Annotated in this window: 19 protein-coding genes; 13 read left to right on the top strand and 6 right to left on the bottom strand. The window is 42.3% G+C overall.

Annotated features, from left to right (window positions below; genetic code table 11):
* Positions 1 to 391: 391 nt before the first annotated feature.
* Positions 392 to 607 (top strand): 30S ribosomal protein S21, encoded by a 216-nt coding sequence (rpsU, locus tag B0682_RS05715; RefSeq protein ID WP_078307305.1) that lies wholly within the window; start codon positions 392 to 394, stop codon positions 605 to 607.
* Between the two features lie 177 nt (positions 608 to 784).
* Positions 785 to 1,234, top strand: coding sequence for a GatB/YqeY domain-containing protein (locus tag B0682_RS05720; RefSeq protein WP_078307307.1), 450 nt, complete (start codon positions 785 to 787; stop codon positions 1,232 to 1,234).
* Positions 1,235 to 1,339: 105 nt separating this feature from the next.
* Here B0682_RS05720 and gluQRS read toward each other — a convergent pair whose 3' ends face one another.
* The 6 genes from gluQRS to B0682_RS05750 form a co-directional block, all read right to left on the bottom strand.
* On the bottom strand, positions 1,340 to 2,236 hold the full coding sequence (gene gluQRS / locus B0682_RS05725) for a tRNA glutamyl-Q(34) synthetase GluQRS (protein ID WP_078307309.1): 897 nt from the start codon (positions 2,234 to 2,236) through the stop codon (positions 1,340 to 1,342).
* 58 nt (positions 2,237 to 2,294) lie between these two features.
* Complete coding sequence (dksA, locus tag B0682_RS05730; RefSeq protein ID WP_078307311.1) at positions 2,295 to 2,729, bottom strand: RNA polymerase-binding protein DksA; 435 nt, start codon at positions 2,727 to 2,729, stop codon at positions 2,295 to 2,297.
* A gap of 358 nt (positions 2,730 to 3,087) precedes the next feature.
* A complete protein-coding gene (locus tag B0682_RS05735; RefSeq protein ID WP_078307313.1) occupies positions 3,088 to 3,972 on the bottom strand; it encodes a metallophosphoesterase in 885 nt (294 codons plus the stop codon).
* 158 nt (positions 3,973 to 4,130) lie between these two features.
* Positions 4,131 to 4,952, bottom strand: coding sequence for a metal ABC transporter permease (locus tag B0682_RS05740; protein ID WP_276206626.1), 822 nt, complete (start codon positions 4,950 to 4,952; stop codon positions 4,131 to 4,133).
* Complete coding sequence (locus tag B0682_RS05745) at positions 4,949 to 5,776, bottom strand: metal ABC transporter ATP-binding protein (protein WP_078307315.1); 828 nt, start codon at positions 5,774 to 5,776, stop codon at positions 4,949 to 4,951. The genes B0682_RS05740 and B0682_RS05745 overlap by 4 nt, the downstream gene beginning before the upstream one ends.
* Positions 5,764 to 6,336 carry a Fur family transcriptional regulator gene (locus tag B0682_RS05750; protein WP_240494889.1) on the bottom strand — a complete coding sequence of 191 codons (573 nt, stop codon included), beginning with the start codon at positions 6,334 to 6,336 and terminating at the stop codon, positions 5,764 to 5,766. Before B0682_RS05750 ends, B0682_RS05745 begins: the two co-directional genes overlap by 13 nt.
* 186 nt (positions 6,337 to 6,522) lie before the next feature.
* Here B0682_RS05750 and B0682_RS05755 point away from each other — a divergent pair, with 186 nt between their 5' ends.
* The 11 genes from B0682_RS05755 (at position 6,523) to B0682_RS05805 (ending at position 16,728) form a co-directional block, all read left to right on the top strand.
* Complete coding sequence (locus B0682_RS05755; protein ID WP_158077875.1) at positions 6,523 to 7,560, top strand: metal ABC transporter substrate-binding protein; 1,038 nt, start codon at positions 6,523 to 6,525, stop codon at positions 7,558 to 7,560.
* A gap of 263 nt (positions 7,561 to 7,823) precedes the next feature.
* Positions 7,824 to 8,261: an ATP synthase subunit I gene (locus B0682_RS05760; protein ID WP_078307319.1), complete on the top strand. Its 438-nt coding sequence runs from the start codon at positions 7,824 to 7,826 to the stop codon at positions 8,259 to 8,261.
* Between the two features lie 105 nt (positions 8,262 to 8,366).
* Positions 8,367 to 9,236, top strand: a complete 870-nt coding sequence (gene atpB / locus B0682_RS05765; RefSeq protein WP_078307321.1) for a F0F1 ATP synthase subunit A — start codon at positions 8,367 to 8,369, stop codon at positions 9,234 to 9,236.
* Positions 9,237 to 9,282: 46 nt separating this feature from the next.
* Positions 9,283 to 9,543 (top strand): F0F1 ATP synthase subunit C, encoded by a 261-nt coding sequence (gene atpE, locus B0682_RS05770; protein ID WP_078307323.1) that lies wholly within the window; start codon positions 9,283 to 9,285, stop codon positions 9,541 to 9,543.
* 115 nt (positions 9,544 to 9,658) lie between these two features.
* Positions 9,659 to 10,129 (top strand): F0F1 ATP synthase subunit B, encoded by a 471-nt coding sequence (locus B0682_RS05775; protein ID WP_078307325.1) that lies wholly within the window; start codon positions 9,659 to 9,661, stop codon positions 10,127 to 10,129.
* 73 nt (positions 10,130 to 10,202) lie between these two features.
* A complete protein-coding gene (locus B0682_RS05780) occupies positions 10,203 to 10,805 on the top strand; it encodes a F0F1 ATP synthase subunit delta (RefSeq protein ID WP_078307327.1) in 603 nt (200 codons plus the stop codon).
* Positions 10,806 to 10,902: 97 nt separating this feature from the next.
* Positions 10,903 to 12,447, top strand: a complete 1,545-nt coding sequence (atpA, locus tag B0682_RS05785; RefSeq protein WP_078307329.1) for a F0F1 ATP synthase subunit alpha — start codon at positions 10,903 to 10,905, stop codon at positions 12,445 to 12,447.
* 601 nt (positions 12,448 to 13,048) lie between these two features.
* A complete protein-coding gene (gene atpG / locus B0682_RS05790; RefSeq protein WP_078307331.1) occupies positions 13,049 to 13,924 on the top strand; it encodes a F0F1 ATP synthase subunit gamma in 876 nt (291 codons plus the stop codon).
* Positions 13,925 to 13,954: 30 nt separating this feature from the next.
* A complete protein-coding gene (gene atpD, locus B0682_RS05795; protein ID WP_078307333.1) occupies positions 13,955 to 15,388 on the top strand; it encodes a F0F1 ATP synthase subunit beta in 1,434 nt (477 codons plus the stop codon).
* Between the two features lie 53 nt (positions 15,389 to 15,441).
* Complete coding sequence (locus B0682_RS05800; protein WP_078307334.1) at positions 15,442 to 15,858, top strand: F0F1 ATP synthase subunit epsilon; 417 nt, start codon at positions 15,442 to 15,444, stop codon at positions 15,856 to 15,858.
* Between the two features lie 153 nt (positions 15,859 to 16,011).
* Positions 16,012 to 16,728 carry a response regulator gene (locus B0682_RS05805; protein WP_078307336.1) on the top strand — a complete coding sequence of 239 codons (717 nt, stop codon included), beginning with the start codon at positions 16,012 to 16,014 and terminating at the stop codon, positions 16,726 to 16,728.
* Positions 16,729 to 17,050 lie beyond the last annotated feature (322 nt).

Genomic DNA, 17,050 nt, shown 5'->3' on the forward strand with positions numbered 1-17,050 from the left:
CCACTATCTTAGGCTTGCGGTCGGGCTTGACCGTCTGGGAGCAGGAATCCCCTCACTTTAGGGAGGGGAGGAAGTCAATGCAAAATCTTGCTGAATAGAAATTCAATGGGCATTGCCAGCATGGCTTTTTTTAATAAAAATTTAACAAAACACATTTAATCGCTTTGCCGCTCTCTCAATCACCTTGCCTTTATTATTTATTGTAAAATCATTGCAAACGTCATTGTTTTTTGGTAAAGTTTCAATTTCATGCTGTATTTATTCTGACTTGAGCTGATGCCACCGATACGAGACAAGGCAATATGATAAGACGATTTGCCATCGTGGGCTAATGCTAACAAAACAGCCAAGTCAATGTCCCCAATGTCTCATGCTTATTTAAGGAGCTTACATGCCTTCAGTTAAGGTAAAAGAAAACGAATCGATTGATGTTGCCATTCGCCGTTTTAAACGTGCTTGCGAAAAAGCGGGCGTTTTGGCTGATGTTCGTAAACACGAATTTTACGAAAAGCCAACCCAAGAGCGTAAACGTAAAAAAGCCGCTGCGGTAAAACGCTACAAAAAGAAACTGCAACGTGAGTCTGTCCGCACCACTCGCAAATACTGATGACCAATCAAACATAAGACACCAAAAAACAAGACACCACAAGATGTAAAGACACACGCTTTATCACAAACACTGTTATCTTGTGATATGAAAAACGCTGCTCTTAAGGTGGCGTTTTTTTTATGCTAAAATTTTTGTGTCTTTTATCTTATGAATATCATGACATTGGAGAAAATCATGACGAACCTAAAACAAACCTTAACTGACAGCGTCAAAACCGCCATGAAAGCTCGTGAGCTTGAGAAAGTCAAAGTCTTGCGTAACGTACAAGCGGTCATCAAGCAGATTGAGATTGACCGTCAAACCGAATTAGATGACAATGAAACGTTAGAAATCCTGCAAAAGCAAATCAAACAACGCCAAGAGTCCTTGGCAATCTTTACCGATAATGGGCGTGATGATTTGGCTCAAAAAGAACAGTTTGAGCTTGATGTCATTCAAAGTTTTATGCCTGAACAGATGAGTGATGACGAATTGGCACAGTTGGTCAATGCTGAGATTGCAGAGCAAGGCGCGACAGGCATGCAAAACATGGGCAGGGTCATGGGGGCATTAAAAGCCAAAACCACAGGGCGGGCAGACCCTGCAGTCATTTCACAATTGGTTAAACAAGCTTTGCAAGGCTGATGGTTGCTTTGATGATACTGTATCTTATTCCTTAATTTTTACCATCGTGAAAATGATGGGCATATATTGATGATAACGCACTTTTTAGATAAGCAGATTATACAGCTAAGACAGTACAGCTAAGACAGTGGTTTTGACCAAAGGTGTGTTGTCCCATTGAGCAATGGCTTGGTTCAACATGTCGCTGGGTGTTGCCATCTCTACAGGGGGTTGTTTGAGTAGGTGCAATGCTTGAGCCAGCAACTGTCGGCATTTATCATCGCCATGGGTGTCAATGGGGGTGGCAAGGTTTTGTTTGGAGAGTTTTTGCCCTTGGTCGTTGTGCAACAGGGGCAGGTGATACCAATGTGATACCGCAGGTAAATTGGCATATTGCATGATAGAGATTTGGGCAGTGGTCATTGGCAAAATATCTAAGCCACGCATCACATGGCTGATGCCTTGTTGTCCATCATCAATGCTCACCGCTAAGATGTAGTTATATAGACCATTGGCACGTTTGATGACCACATCACCTTGAGTACGTTGGGGGTTTTGCCATTGTACGCCTTGAATACCGTCCAAAAACCCCATACACACATCAGGCAGTTGTAGGCGTAGCTTGTGCTGGGTTTTATCTAATGATTGATGCAGGCATAAGCGTGGATACAGGTGGATGCTGTTTGGTTGTTGGTGCTGATATTGACTTAATTGTTTGCGTGAGCAGTCACAAGCATACACCAGTTTGGCAAGGTGGGTATCAATATACTCTTGGTAAATGTCTCCACGTTTTGATTGATAGATGATGTTACCGTCAGGCAATAAGCCCAGTCGGCACAAGTCATCAATAATATATTGACTGTGAGCAGGCTCACAACGCTGAGTATCCACATCTTCTATCCGCAGTCGCCAGTCACCGCCCAAAGATTTGATATGACAATAGCTGGCGACAGCGGTGGTCAATGACCCCAAATGCAGCCGCCCTGTGGGTGATGGAGCGAAGCGACCTATAGGGCGTGTCATGACACACCACTTTAATGATTAAGCATATGGTGATTAAACAGACGGTGGCTAAACATGACTAAGCATGCCCTAAAGCTTGGCGTTCTTTGATTTCTGACAAAGATTTACAATCAATACATTGGGTGGCAGTGGGGCGAGCTTCTAAACGACGCAGACCAATCTCAACGCCACAAGTTTCACAAAAACCATAATCACCGCTGTCAATCTCATCGAGTGATTTTTCTATTTTATGTACCAGTCTTCGCTCACGGTCACGAGTACGCAAAGCCAAGGCAAACTCTTCTTCTTGTGTGGCACGGTCATTGATGTCAGGCAGGGCGTTGGATTCATCATGGATATAAGCTTTGGTGCGTTCTGATTCTTCTAGGAGTTGATTTTTCCAATTCAGCAGAATTTGGCGAAAGTGTGCCAACTGCTTATCAGACATGTATTCTTCATCATCGCTGGGTTGATAAGGAGAAAATTGTACATCTTGGGCAGTGGTTGAGTTCATATTAACTTTCCTATATTAAGTCCCATATTAACTTTCCTAGCCATCATCCAGTGTGTGGGGCGAATGTGGGGTGGCAAAATATCATTAACGCAGTGTCAACATGATGTTAGGAACATGCCAGTTGGTTTTATTGCTTTGGTTTTATTGCTTTGGTTATGTTCTTTGTCCATGTCTTTTGGGCTGTTCGGTTAATTTACTGATAAAACCAACATGCCAATAAAACCAATGGCAAAAAATTCTGGCGATACTAGCCGATATTTGCATAAAATACAAGTCGAATTGCATTAAGGTGGGTCTGCATTAAGGTGGGTGCTGGATTGACAGACATTGTTGACAGATAAGATTGTGAATGTGAACTTTAGCCAACTCGCTGTACACGGCTACTAATCTGTCCATCATCATGCAAAAACAGCCAACGATAGCCTGCCGATTGATTGGAATCATAAGCAAAATCTTGGCTAAATGTTTTAAATTGATAGCAGGTTGCTGGTGTGCTTAACGTCAAAATACCATCACGTAAATGTGCCAAATCTTGATGAACATGCCCACTAAGCACACAACGAAGATGGGCATGTTTGCCCAGTATTTGCCAAAGGTTTTCTGCCCCTTGGCTGATTTGTTGATCAATCCAATCTGAATATACCGTATTGATGTGATGATGCAAGGCAAGTAGGGCGTATTTGTGATTATTTGTCAGTTGCTTATCCACCCATGATGCGGTTTGTGCGGTGATTTGTCCGCCAACTTTGCCCGCCACACTAGAGTCAATCAACAGCAGTTGCCAATGTTCTGATTCAATGACATGCTGATTCAGCAATCTTGTGTCAGGGGCATGAGACTTAAAAGTGCGTTGCTCAAAAGGCAGATGATGCCCAATTTCTTCAGTAACATCATGATTACCAGCAATGCAGGCAAAAGGAATGCCAGTCATTGCCAATCTGGCAAACAAACGGTCATAAATGGCGGTGTTCATTTCAGAGACCAAATCACCAGTTATCAAAATCAAATCACACCGCACATCGTCCGTTAAGGCATGGGTAAGACATTTTTCAAAACTTTGATTGACTGCCACGCTTTCGATATGCTCTTCATCAGTAAATAAATGTAAATCCGTCAGATGTAAGATATTTAAACTGTTAATATGACAGGTCGCATCGGTATATTTACCTTGGCTGACAGCATCGGCATTGGGTTGGTGAACAGGTGATGGGCGAATAAAGGTGGGTGGATAGATGGGGTTCATGACGGTAAATCCGAGAGAACAAAAAGAACAAGGAGAAAGCCAAAGAGAATCAAAAAAAGCAATGAGACAATTTTAGCAAAAAAAATGGCAAATATTCCAAAAAAAAGTTGATGGATATGCCATGTCATATGAATTTTTGAGCAAATCAGCCAGTCAGCCTAACTTTGGTAAATTTTAGCAACCACAAAACTGACAAAGAATCCCAATGCCAATACCAACACAATGGACAAACCCGTCTGTAAATTTAGCCAAACACTGCCCCAAACCCCAAGCGTTACCGCCACTTGAGCCAAGACACAAGCACCAATTAACATGCCTTTGGGTGAAGATGACCACAAACGAGCCGTCAACGCAGGCAATACCAATAGCCCACTAATCAGCAAACTGCCTACTGCTGGCAACGCAAGGGCACAAAATCCTGCCAACACCCCCATAAAAAATAATCGCTGGCGTTTTGGCTGTATGCCTTGTAGTTGAGCCAATGCCTGATGAGTGGCAAGTTTGATTTGTGCCTGCCAAATCACCATCAATAGCCCCACACCCATCGCAATGCCAACCGCTAATAACGGCAAATCCTGCCAATCGGTCTCCAATAAATTACCAAACAAATAACCCAACACATTTGCCTGTTGATGCGTCAGTTGGGTTAACAACACCAACCCAAGTGACAGCAAACTCACCGCCACCACCGCCAATGTGGCATCTTCAGGCAGGCGTTCATCATCTAGCCAAGTCAATATGAGCACCACTAAGGCACTGACCCCAATCATGCCAATACTTGGGGGAAATTGCCACCACAAAGACAATCCCACCCCCAGTAACGTACCATGTGCCAAAGCATCAGCAAAAAATGCCATGCGTCGCCATAACACCAAACAGCCCAATGGGGCAGATAATAATGCCAGTATACTGCCTGCTATCCAAGCAGGTGCAATGATGGGAAACCAAATATTTAGCCAAGTATTTAGCAGAGTCATCATGACTTGACCACCATCTTATCTGTTGCCAGCATGGTTTGCAGGTCATGTTGTGGGTCATGTGCGCAATGATGTGGTTTGTGGATATAAGGCTGTTGATATTGATGTCCAAACAACTGTTTAAATTCATCAGTCATGCCAATGTCAGCAGGTTGTCCTTGACAACAGATGTGCTTATTAAGACAAATGACATGACGACTGCCTTGCATCACCCAATGCAAATCATGCGACACCACCAACATGGCACAACGCAAAAAATCAGGCAAATGGTCAATAAACTGATACAAATCACTTTCCGTCTCTGGGTCTAACCCCTGCATCGGCTCATCAAGTATCAATAAATCAGGTTTTTCAAGTAACGCTCTGGCAAGTAACACACGCTGCATCTCACCGCCAGATAAATGGCTTAACTGCTGAGTTAATAACGGCGTAATGGTTAAAGCGGTCAATAACTGCTGACGTTGATTTTGGTTTAAGCGGTTTTTGCTGGCTTGCTGTAGCAGGTCTTTAACTCGTAAAGGTAAAATCTTTTCTACTGAGAATTTTTGTGGCACATAGCCAAGTTGTAAACCTGATGCTTTATCAATCTGTCCTGTGGTTGGTGTTAATAGACCCAAAATGAGCTTAACCAAGGTTGATTTACCTGCCCCATTTGGACCAATTAAGCTGATGACTTCATACTCATCAATGCTCATGTTCACACCGAAGACCAACCAGTCTTGCGTTAAGTGCTGTGTTGAGCGCTGTGTTGATAAACGGTTCTGTTTTGAAAAACGGGGCAAATTACCAACGGAATAACCCACATTTGATAAAGTTAACAATGACATTGATGACACAACCCACTTATTTCAAACACACTGCGATGTGGCGAAAATCCAGTAGCATCTTTGGTCTGTTCTATAAATGCTCTTAACGTCGCATGACTATATTCTTGTACTCGCCCACATTGCTTGCACATCAAAAACACCGCCAAATGTGGCTGTCTGGGGTGACAACACGGCACAAAAGCATTAATAGAGATAAGCTGATGAATGAATCCTGCCTTTAACAAAAACTCCAAGCCACGATACACCGTGGGCGGAGCGACCGATTTTTTACTCTTACTTTTACTTTGCGTCATCATGGACTCGTTGTGTTGCTGTTGCATCAGTGCCAAGATGTCATATGCCCCAAGTGGGGTGGTGGCTTCTAAGATATGGCGATATATCTGCTTACGTTGGGCAGTGAAGCGTAAACCCTGCTGTTGGCAGGACTCTTTGGCTTCTGCTATTTTTTGTTTAACATCAAAATCTGTCGCCACACTCACCGATAAACAGTTATGAGCCATATCAGACATGACATCGGTGGCGGTATCAGTATGGACAGATGAAGAAGGGGGTGAATTCATAGTATGCCGTTAAGCCATCAGAGAGTGACTAAAAAAATGAATGACTAAAAAAATTAATGATTGAAACAGTATAACCGAAAATGCTATTCTAATATAATTGTTATAGTATAACAATTCATCTTATCCATCGGCCATTCGCTGATTATTCATGTAAAAAACAAAATGTCCAAAATATTAAGGTCATCTATGTCTTTATCCCACCCTAAGCTTACCTTGTCTGGCGCTGTCTTATCCAGTATCTTAATGGCAAGCGGACTGTTTTTGACAGGTTGCCAAAAGACCACCACAGCCCAAACAGAGCAAACCCAAACCGACCAGCACAACCATAACCATGATGGTCATGCACATGACCATCATGACCATGGCGAGCATGACCACCATCATGACCACGACCACCCCATCAGTAACGTGGTCTTAGCCCCACCTCAGCCTGCTGATTTGGCATTGGTAACAGTCAGTAACTATCCGCTTTATTTGTTAAGCAATGCCGTTACTGAAGGCACACCTGTACAAGCCACCATGCTCCTTAAACCAGGCAACATCGGACATCATGGCAGTTTAACCCCTGAAGATAAAAAAACCGTGCAAGACAGTCACTATGTGGTATGGTTTGGCGATGCTCTTGAACATAATCTAACCAATACCTTAAAAAATAGCGATAAAGCCATTTCTTTATTAGACATGCCATCTGCCTTTGTACGTCATAACTTGCGTGATGTTCAAGCAAAAGACATTGGCACAACACAAGATCCGCACATTTGGCTTGACCCAAACAATGCCAAAGCCATTGTACAAGTACTGGTATCCACCCACAGCCAAGCCAACCCACAATACGCTGAGCAGTTTCAAGCCAATGCCATAAAATTTGCCAAAGAGATGGACGACTTGGCAAAACGCTATCATGGTGAACAAATCGCCAATTATTGGGCGTATCATGATGCGTTTCAATACATCGAAGATGCCCTAAATTTACAACTGGCAGGCACACTGACCACCGACCATGAAATCCCCATCAAAGCCAGTCAATACATTTGGCTAAACGAACATCGACCCAACGAACAAATGTGCCTACTTAGCCAAAGTACGCCACAAGATGGCGTTATCAACAAATTAAAACCTGTCCACCACAGCGTGCATATTGAAGACATGAGCGACAGCCAAAACTTCTTGCAAGCATGGGAAAATATTGCCAAAGGAATCAATGACTGTGTTAAAAGGACATAACTGTTAAAAGAGCAGACGTTAAGTTAAAAAGAACAGTTAAATGAGCATCACAAAAGTATAAAAAAAAGACACAGACACTTGCCAAATGTAACTAAGCTACCTATAATGAGTCGGATTAACAATGTATGACAAAAAAATGAATGTATGACAAAAAATCAATGTCAAAAAACAGCGTCAAAAACCAGTGTCGTGATAAGAGCCAATGTGAAAAGCCAATGTCATGACAAAAAGACCATGTAAAAACGAGTGTGCAGGATAAGGTGATGACTCAAATCGCCAAATCTCAGGTCGCCAAACGATGTTCCAAAAAACACATTATCATTGCATTAAAACGCCAATGTTGGCTGTTGTTTATTGCCATTATCCTGGTCATGATGGGCGAAAGCATGCTTAAGCCATTACAAGCATCGTCAGAGCAGGCAAGTGTGTTACTTTGGTCAAAAGGCTTTGCCCTTGGGGCGTTACTTAATTATTTGGGTACTTGGATATTTGCCGTTTTTACCTTTCGCCACACAGGCTCACAGGCACGACAACGCATCGTTTATCATATGTATTTGGGTGAAATGGCAAAATGGACCATTTCCTTACTGGGCTTTGCACTGATTTTTATCACCATAACCCCCCTAAATGCCTTAGCAGTGTTTATCGGTTTTATGGCAATGCACATTGGCTTTAGCTGGATATCATTACGAACTTTATGATATTGACACAGTCATCAGACGAACATTGTGATTTTAAGATTGTGACTTTAACATTGTGACTTTAACATTGTGATTTTAGTTGATTTGAGATAAGAAGTTACCCTTATGGCAGCCGAACAAATGACCACTTCAGACTATATCTCTCACCACTTAACCAACTGGACGTTTGGACGACATCCAGAACAAGGGTGGAAAGTGGCAGAAACTGCTCAAGAAGCTTCAGAAATGGGCTTTACTGCCATTCATTTGGATTCAATGCTCTGGTCAATCGGACTGGGGATAATTTTTTGTGGCCTATTTTATATGGTTGCTAAAAAAGCCACATCAGGCGTTCCAGGTAAATTGCAGGCCTTTATTGAATTGATTGTGGATTTTGTTGATAATAATGTTAAAGACTCCTATAACGGCACATCTAAGATGATTGCACCACTATCGTTGACCATCTTTGTGTGGGTTTTTTTGATGAACTTGATGGATTTAATCCCTGTGGATTATATCCCTTATTTGGCACAACAAATTGGTGCAGCAATGGGGCATGACCCACATCATGTGTACATGAAAATTGTGCCTAGCACCGACCCTAATATCACTTTGGGCATGTCGTTTTCGGTGTTTGCGTTAATCATCATCTATAGTATTAAAGAAAAGGGATTTGGTGGGTTTATTGCTGAGCTGACCATGCACCCATTTAGTGCCAATAACCCCATCGCCAAACTGGTTTTAATTCCTGTTAACTTCATTTTAGAATTTGTAACCTTATTGGCAAAACCCGTATCGTTAGGCTTGCGTTTATTTGGTAACATGTATGCAGGTGAGCTTATCTTTATCTTGATTGCTTTAATGCCATTTTGGATACAGTGGACACTGTCTGTGCCATGGGCAATCTTCCATATTTTAGTTATTACCCTTCAGGCGTTCATTTTTATGATGCTGACGATAATCTATTTATCATTGGCATCACAGACTGAACATTAATTTGTTTGTTAGATTTTTTCATCAATAGGTAAATGAGGATACATCAATGGATCCAGTAACATTAGCGACATTAAACGGTCAGACGGTTTTAGCAGTAGCAATCCTAATCGGTGCTGGTGCATTGGCAACTGGTATTGGCTTTGCTCTTTTGGGCGGTAAATTCCTAGAGAGCGTGGCTCGTCAGCCAGAGCTTGGTTCACAACTGCAAACTCGTATGTTCATCGTGGCAGGTCTTCTTGATGCTGTGCCGATGATTGGTGTGGGTATTGCCATGTTATTATTATTCGCTAATCCTCTAGCAGGTTAATGGCTTTCATCAGTCGTAAGCATTGACCGTTGATGCGTTGTGCGATATTAAAAATTTGGCTTTCGCTTACTCTTGGCGGTCAACCAACTGATAACATTAACGATGAGGTGATCACGTGAATATTAATTTAACCCTAATCGGTCAATCCATTGCGTTTGCAATATTCGTGATTTTCTGCATGAAATTCGTGTGGCCGCCTTTTATGGCCGTCATCAACGAGCGTCAGAAAAAAATCGCCGATGGTCTTAATGCAGCCGAAAAAGCCAAAGCTGAATTGGCTTCTGCCGAACAAAATGTTGAGCAAGAGTTAGGTCAAGCCAAAGCCAAAGCAGCGGCTTTAATTGAGCAAGCCAATAAAAGTGCCAATCAAATGATTGAAGATGCTAAATTGCAAGCTCAACAAGAAAGCGATCGTATCCGCCAACAAGCACAAAGTGCCATTGATCAAGAGATTAATCAAGCCCGTGATGCTCTAAGAAAACAAGTGGCAGATTTGGCAGTCATGGGTGCTGAAAAAATTCTGCAAGCAGAAATTGACAAACAAAAGCATGCCACCATGCTTGACCAACTGGCAGCCAAGTTATAAGTTACTGATAAGATAAGTCACTGACAAATAGTGACAAATAGTAAAATGCAACCATGCAGACGATGAGGAAATCATGGCAGAATTATCAACGCTAGCAAGACCTTATGCCAAAGCGGCATTCGATTATGCCAATGAGCATGGGGTCGTTGAGCAATGGGAGCAGTTCTTAGTGTTGGCAGGGCACATAGTAACAGATCCACAGTTTGCGACCATGTTAGATAATCCTGCCATTTCTAGTCCGCAAAAAGCAGATGTGCTTCTTGATTTATATGACCAACAAATTAAAAGCACAGATGAAAGCTGGTTACAAAGTTTGCTTGGTAAGTTGTTACAAAATGCCCCTTCTGTTTCAAACAACATCAAAAACTTTGTGTATCAATTATCCGAGCAACGCCGTTTGGGTTTGATGCCAGTGATTTTAACTCATTTTCGTACCCAAAAAGCAAAAGCACTCAAACATATTGATGCTTATATCACCACTGCGTATCCATTGACAGACATTCAAAGAGCCTTGGTGCAAGCACGACTTGCAACATCGATGAATGCAACCATCATCATGCACGAGGCAGTTGACCCAAGCCTGATTGCAGGGGCAACCATTAAAGTGGGTGATAAGTTGGTCGATGATTCGGTTCGTGGTAAATTAAAACAGTTAAGAACACAATTAACCGCATAGCTTAGCTTAGTCGATATGTGTATTGACATGGCTTGAGTCGATAGGGCTTGGCAACGGTTATCACCATTTGGTTATCATCATTTAAGGAAACAAGGCAATGCAACAGTTGAATCCAGCGGAAATCAGCAATCTGATTAAGCAGAGAATTCAAGACCTTGACGCAGGCACAACTGCAAAAAATGAAGGCACAATTGTCAGCGTATCTGATGGTATCGTGCAAATTCATGGTCTTGAAGATGCCATGTATGGCGAGATGATTGAGTTTGAAGGCGATATTTATGGCATGGCTCTCAACCTTGAGCAAGACTCTGTCGGTGCGGTGGTGTTGGGTGATTATCTACGCCTACAAGAAGGTCAAAAAGCCTACTGTACAGGTCGTATTCTTGAAGTGCCCGTTGGACCAGAGTTGCTTGGTCGTGTGGTTGATGCGTTGGGTAACCCAATCGATGGTAAAGGTCCTATCAATGCCAAACTCACTGATAAAGTAGAAAAAATTGCCCCTGGTGTTATTGCTCGTCAATCAGTTGACCAACCTGTGATGACTGGTTATAAAGCGGTTGATACCATGATACCCATCGGACGTGGTCAGCGTGAGCTTATCATCGGTGACCGTCAAACGGGTAAAACCGCACTTGCCATTGATGCCATCATCGCTCAAAAGAACTCTAACATCAAATGTGTGTATGTGGCAATTGGGCAAAAACGCTCAACCATTGCTAATGTTGTGCGTAAATTAGAAGAGACTGGGGCATTGGCTTATACCACCGTGGTGGTTGCATCTGCTTCTGAGCCAGCTGCATTGCAATATCTAGCACCATATTCTGGTTGTACCATGGGTGAGTATTTTCGTGATCGTGGTGAAGATGCCTTGATTGTTTATGATGATTTATCAAAACAAGCCGTGGCATATCGCCAAATCTCCTTGTTGCTTCGCCGTCCACCAGGGCGTGAAGCCTATCCGGGTGATGTGTTCTACTTGCATTCACGCTTACTTGAGCGGGCCGCTCGTGTTAATGCTGATTATGTTGAAGAGTTTACTCATGGTGAAGTCAAAGGTCAGACAGGTTCATTAACTGCCTTACCCATCATTGAGACACAGGCAGGTGATGTGTCTGCTTTCGTGCCAACCAACGTGATTTCGATTACTGATGGTCAGATTTTCTTAGAATCCAACCTATTTAACTCAGGTATTCGCCCAGCAGTAAACGCAGGTATTTCGGTATCTCGTGTGGGTGGTGCGGCACAAACCAAAATCATTAAGAAATTATCAGGTGGTATCCGTACTGCCTTGGCACAGTATCGTGAATTGGCAGCGTTTGCTCAGTTTGCATCTGACCTTGATGATGCCACTCGCCAACAGTTGGATCATGGTGAGCGTGTTACCGAACTGATGAAGCAAAAGCAATATAACCCAATGTCGATTGCAGATCAATCAGCGGTCATATTCGCTTCTAATGAGGGTTATTTGGCGGATGTGCCAGTAGATAAAATTGGTGCCTTTGAAACTGCTTATTTGCGATACATGAATGACGAACATGCACAATTCATGCAAGAAATCAATGACACTGCCAATTATAATGATGAAATAGCCAATAAGTTTAAAGCAAGTTTAGATGCCTTTAAGCAAAACCACAGTTACTAAGTTACTAAGTTAAGTTACTCATCTTGTACTGTCAATAAGCTAAAAAAAATGCAATAAGCTGGAAAAATAAGTTTAAGGCATTGGACCATCTCAATGCCTTAATTATCAGAATGGTCGTTATCAGCGTGATGGCCAACAGTATAGAGATAAGATAGAACAAGCAATGAAATAATTTTAAATCATCATCTTTTTTTTATTGTCTTACATTCCACAGTTAAGTTAAGACTAAATTGCGAGTACGCAGTAACTTAACTGGTAAGACGTTTCCAAACACACACTTAAGCTAATTCGTGTCTATGACAATCCTAACGGTAGGATTAGCTTAAAATAAGAACCTAAGATGTACGGTGTGTCGTACGGGCGGTTGCCACTATCTTAGGCTTGCGGTCGGGCTTGACCGTCTGGGAGCAGGAATCCCCTCACTTTAGGGAGGGGAGGAAGTCAATTGCATGGCACTGAGATAAAACATGCCACAACGTTTAATATAAGATGACATAAGATGATTTTGTTTTGCTACTTAAGTTTTGCTACTTAATAAAGTTATCAGTGATGAATCGAAACGGTTAACTTTTTTACATCACCCATTTATTTTGAGATATCTATGGCAAGTTTAAAAGAGATACGTGCAAAAGTAACGAGCATTAAAAGCACACAAAAAATCACTCGTGCCATGCAAATGGTCGCCGCCAGTAAAATGAAACGAGCTCAAGACCGCATGGAGACAGGTCGTCCCTATGCTGAGAGTATGCGTCGGGTCATTTCTCACTTGGTAAAAGCATCAAGCGACCATAAGCATCCGTTCATGTCTGATAGAGCGGTTAATACGGTGGGTTATATTGTGGTTACTTCTGACCGTGGTTTGGCAGGCGGATTAAACATCAATCTGTTCAAAGCCTTGATGCAAGATGTCAAAAAACAACAAGAGCAATCGGTTGCGGTAGAGTTTGCGGTCATTGGTTCAAAAGGTGTGTCATTTTTTAAAAATTTTGGCGGCAAAGTCACATCAGCGATTACAGATTATGGTGATAGTCCAACGTTTGAGCAGTTAAATGCCCCAGTACAAGCGATGCTTGATGATTTTAATCAGGGTAAGCTTGACCGTATATATGTGGTGTATAATCAGTTTATCAATGCCATGACCCAAAAGCCGATTGTCAGCCAGCTGGTGCCTTTATCAGAAGACACTTTTGCCAGCGATGGTATTCAGACCGAGCATAGTTGGGATTATATCTATGAGCCTGATGTGCAGACATTGCTAGATGGCTTACTAAGCCGTTATATTGAATCTATTGTCTATCAGGCGGTATTAGAAAACATCGCTTCTGAACAATCAGCACGCATGGTGGCAATGAAAGCAGCGACAGATAACGCTGGTAACTTAATAGACGACTTACAATTGGTATATAACAAGCTGCGTCAAGCTGCGATTACCCGAGAAATTTCGGAAATCGTCGGTGGTGCTGCTGCTGTTTCATAATTGATTGATAAAATTTTCAAGGAGAACGCAATGAGTAGCGGTCAAATAGTACAGATTATTGGTGCAGTGATTGATGTCGAGTTCGATAGAAAAAACGTACCACAAGTTTATGATGCTTTAAAAGTTGATGGCACTGAGACCACATTAGAAGTTCAACAACAGCTTGGTGATGGTATTGTGCGTACCATCGCCATGGGCTCAACCGAAGGGTTGAAGCGAGGACTATCTGTGAGTAATACTGGTGCTCCGATTTCTGTGCCTGTTGGAACAGCGACTTTGGGTCGTATCATGGATGTGCTTGGTCGCCCCATTGATGAGCAAGGTGCGGTCAATGCAGATGAGACGTGGTCTATCCACCGTCAAGCACCCAGTTATGATGAGCAGTCAAATAGTACAGAGCTGTTAGAAACGGGCATTAAAGTGATTGACTTGCTATGTCCTTTTGCTAAGGGTGGTAAAGTGGGTTTGTTTGGTGGTGCAGGTGTTGGTAAGACCGTTAATATGATGGAGCTGATTAACAACATCGCTTTAAAGCATTCTGGTTTGTCTGTGTTTGCTGGTGTGGGTGAGCGTACTCGTGAAGGTAATGACTTTTATCATGAGATGCAAGAAGCAGGTGTGGTGAATACAGAAGATTTTAGTAAATCAAAAGTTGCGATGGTCTACGGTCAGATGAATGAGCCACCAGGTAACCGTTTGCGTGTGGCGTTGACAGGTTTGACCATGGCGGAATATTTCCGTGACCAAAAAGACCCTAAAACTGGTAAAGGTCGTGATGTTCTGTTATTCGTTGACAACATTTATCGCTATACCCTAGCTGGTACAGAAGTTTCAGCATTGCTTGGGCGCATGCCTTCAGCGGTGGGTTATCAGCCAACATTGGCAGAAGAAATGGGCATATTACAAGAGCGTATTACTTCAACGCAATCTGGCTCTATCACTTCAGTACAAGCCGTTTATGTACCTGCTGATGACTTGACTGATCCGTCACCAGCAACCACATTTGCTCACTTAGATGCAACCGTGGTATTAAGCCGTGACATTGCGTCACAAGGTATTTATCCTGCGGTTGACCCACTTGACTCAACGTCTCGTCAGCTTGACCCACAAGTCATCGGTGAAGAGCATTATAACGTGGCCCGTGGTGTACAAGAAGTGTTGCAACGCTATAAAGAGCTTAAGGACATCATCGCTATTTTGGGTATGGACGAGCTATCAGAAGAAGATAAACTGGTGGTTTATCGTGCCCGTAAAATCCAACGCTTTTTGTCACAGCCTTTCCATGTGGCAGAAGTATTCACCGGTGCTCCAGGTAAATATGTGGCATTGCGTGATACCATTGCTGGATTTAAAGCAATCATCAATGGTGAGTATGATGACCTACCAGAGCAAGCATTCTATATGGTTGGTGGTATTGATGAAGTGGTGGCGAAAGCTGAGCAACTACAAGCCAAAGCATCATAAGCAACAGCATATCAGCCAAAGCATCATTTAGTGAAATAAGTTAGGAGTAAATCATGGCAACCTTTCAATGTCGTGTCGTAAGTGCTCGTGAGTCTTTATTTGAAGGAGACATCAGCATGTTGATTGCCACTGGCACGGAAGGTGAGCTTGGCATCATGGCTGGGCATACGCCATTGATTACTTTGTTAAAGCCAGGCCCCATGCAGGTTAAAACCGCCACAGGTGAAGATGAAATTATTTATGTCTCTGGTGGCGTGTTAGAAGTGCAACCTAAAGTGGTGACCGTATTGGCAGACACAGCACTTAGAGCAACCAATTTAGATGAAGCTAAGATTGCAGAAGCTCGCCGTGAAGCTGAGCAACAACTGGCAAACCAAAATGACAGCATTCAAACCAATGCTGCCTTGGCATCACTTGCTGAATCAGTGGCACAACTACAGACCATTCGTAAGTACAAAAACCGTGCCTAACCGTACTTAAAAATAAGATTAGCAATTGGTTTAAAGTTTTATGGTATTTTGTGTCGCTGATTATGATGGCTGATGTGATAAACGACACACCATGATATAAAATACACCACGATATAAAACAAGATAGGTTCTTAGATTAGTAAAGGAATTAACATGTCACAAGTAGAAGAAGACAATGCCCCAAGGATTTTGATTGTTGAAGATGACGAACGTCTGGCAATGTTGACGTTAGATTATCTACGTAAAAATGGCTTAGAAGTTGCCATTGAGATGGATGGCAATAAAGCAATCAGACGCATCATCAATGAGCAACCAGATTTGGTGGTGTTGGATGTGATGTTACCAGGTAGTGATGGTCTGACTGTCTGCCGTGAAGTACGACCACACTATTCTAATCCCATTTTAATGCTGACTGCTCGTACTGATGACATGGATCAGGTGTTAGGCTTGGAGATGGGTGCAGATGACTATGTTGCCAAACCTGCTCAGCCACGAGTGCTATTAGCTCGCATTCGTGCGTTGTTACGCCGTACAGAAAATACGCCGTCAGAAGAAGCGCCACAACGCCTTGAATTTGGTGAATTGGTGATTGATAATGGCGGTCGCTCGGTCAGCTTAAACGATGAATTGGTGGATTTTACCAGTGCTGAATATGACTTGTTGTGGTTATTGGCATCAAACGCTGGTCGCATCTTGTCTCGTGAGGACATCTTTGAGCGGTTGCGAGGCATTGAGTACGATGGACAAGACCGTTCTATTGATGTGCGTATCTCTCGTATCCGCCCCAAAATTGGCGATGACCCAGAAAATCCTAAACGCATCAAAACTGTGCGTTCAAAAGGATATTTGTTTGTTAAAGAAAGCAGTTGATTTGTGGTATGTTGACTTGTTTTTAACACATTAATTGTTTAAAAGCTAATTAATAGCTTTTAAACATTAAGCAATGATTTGAAGCATTAACCAACAATATTAATCAATATAATTAATGACTTAAAAATAGATTATTAAAAAATGTCAGTTTCATACTGGCATTTTTTTTGTCTGGCATTTTTTTGTGTTGTCATGTTACAAAAATTTTGAGATTTGGTATCATAATTTGCTGAAGACATTGTCATGTTACCACGACATACCAGCATAAAAATTCCTGATACAGTTAATTCCTGATACAGTTTTAGATAAAGTCAATTAGATA

The sequence above is a fragment of the Lwoffella lincolnii genome, from assembly GCF_002014765.1.
Taxonomy (GTDB): domain Bacteria; phylum Pseudomonadota; class Gammaproteobacteria; order Pseudomonadales; family Moraxellaceae; genus Psychrobacter; species Psychrobacter lincolnii.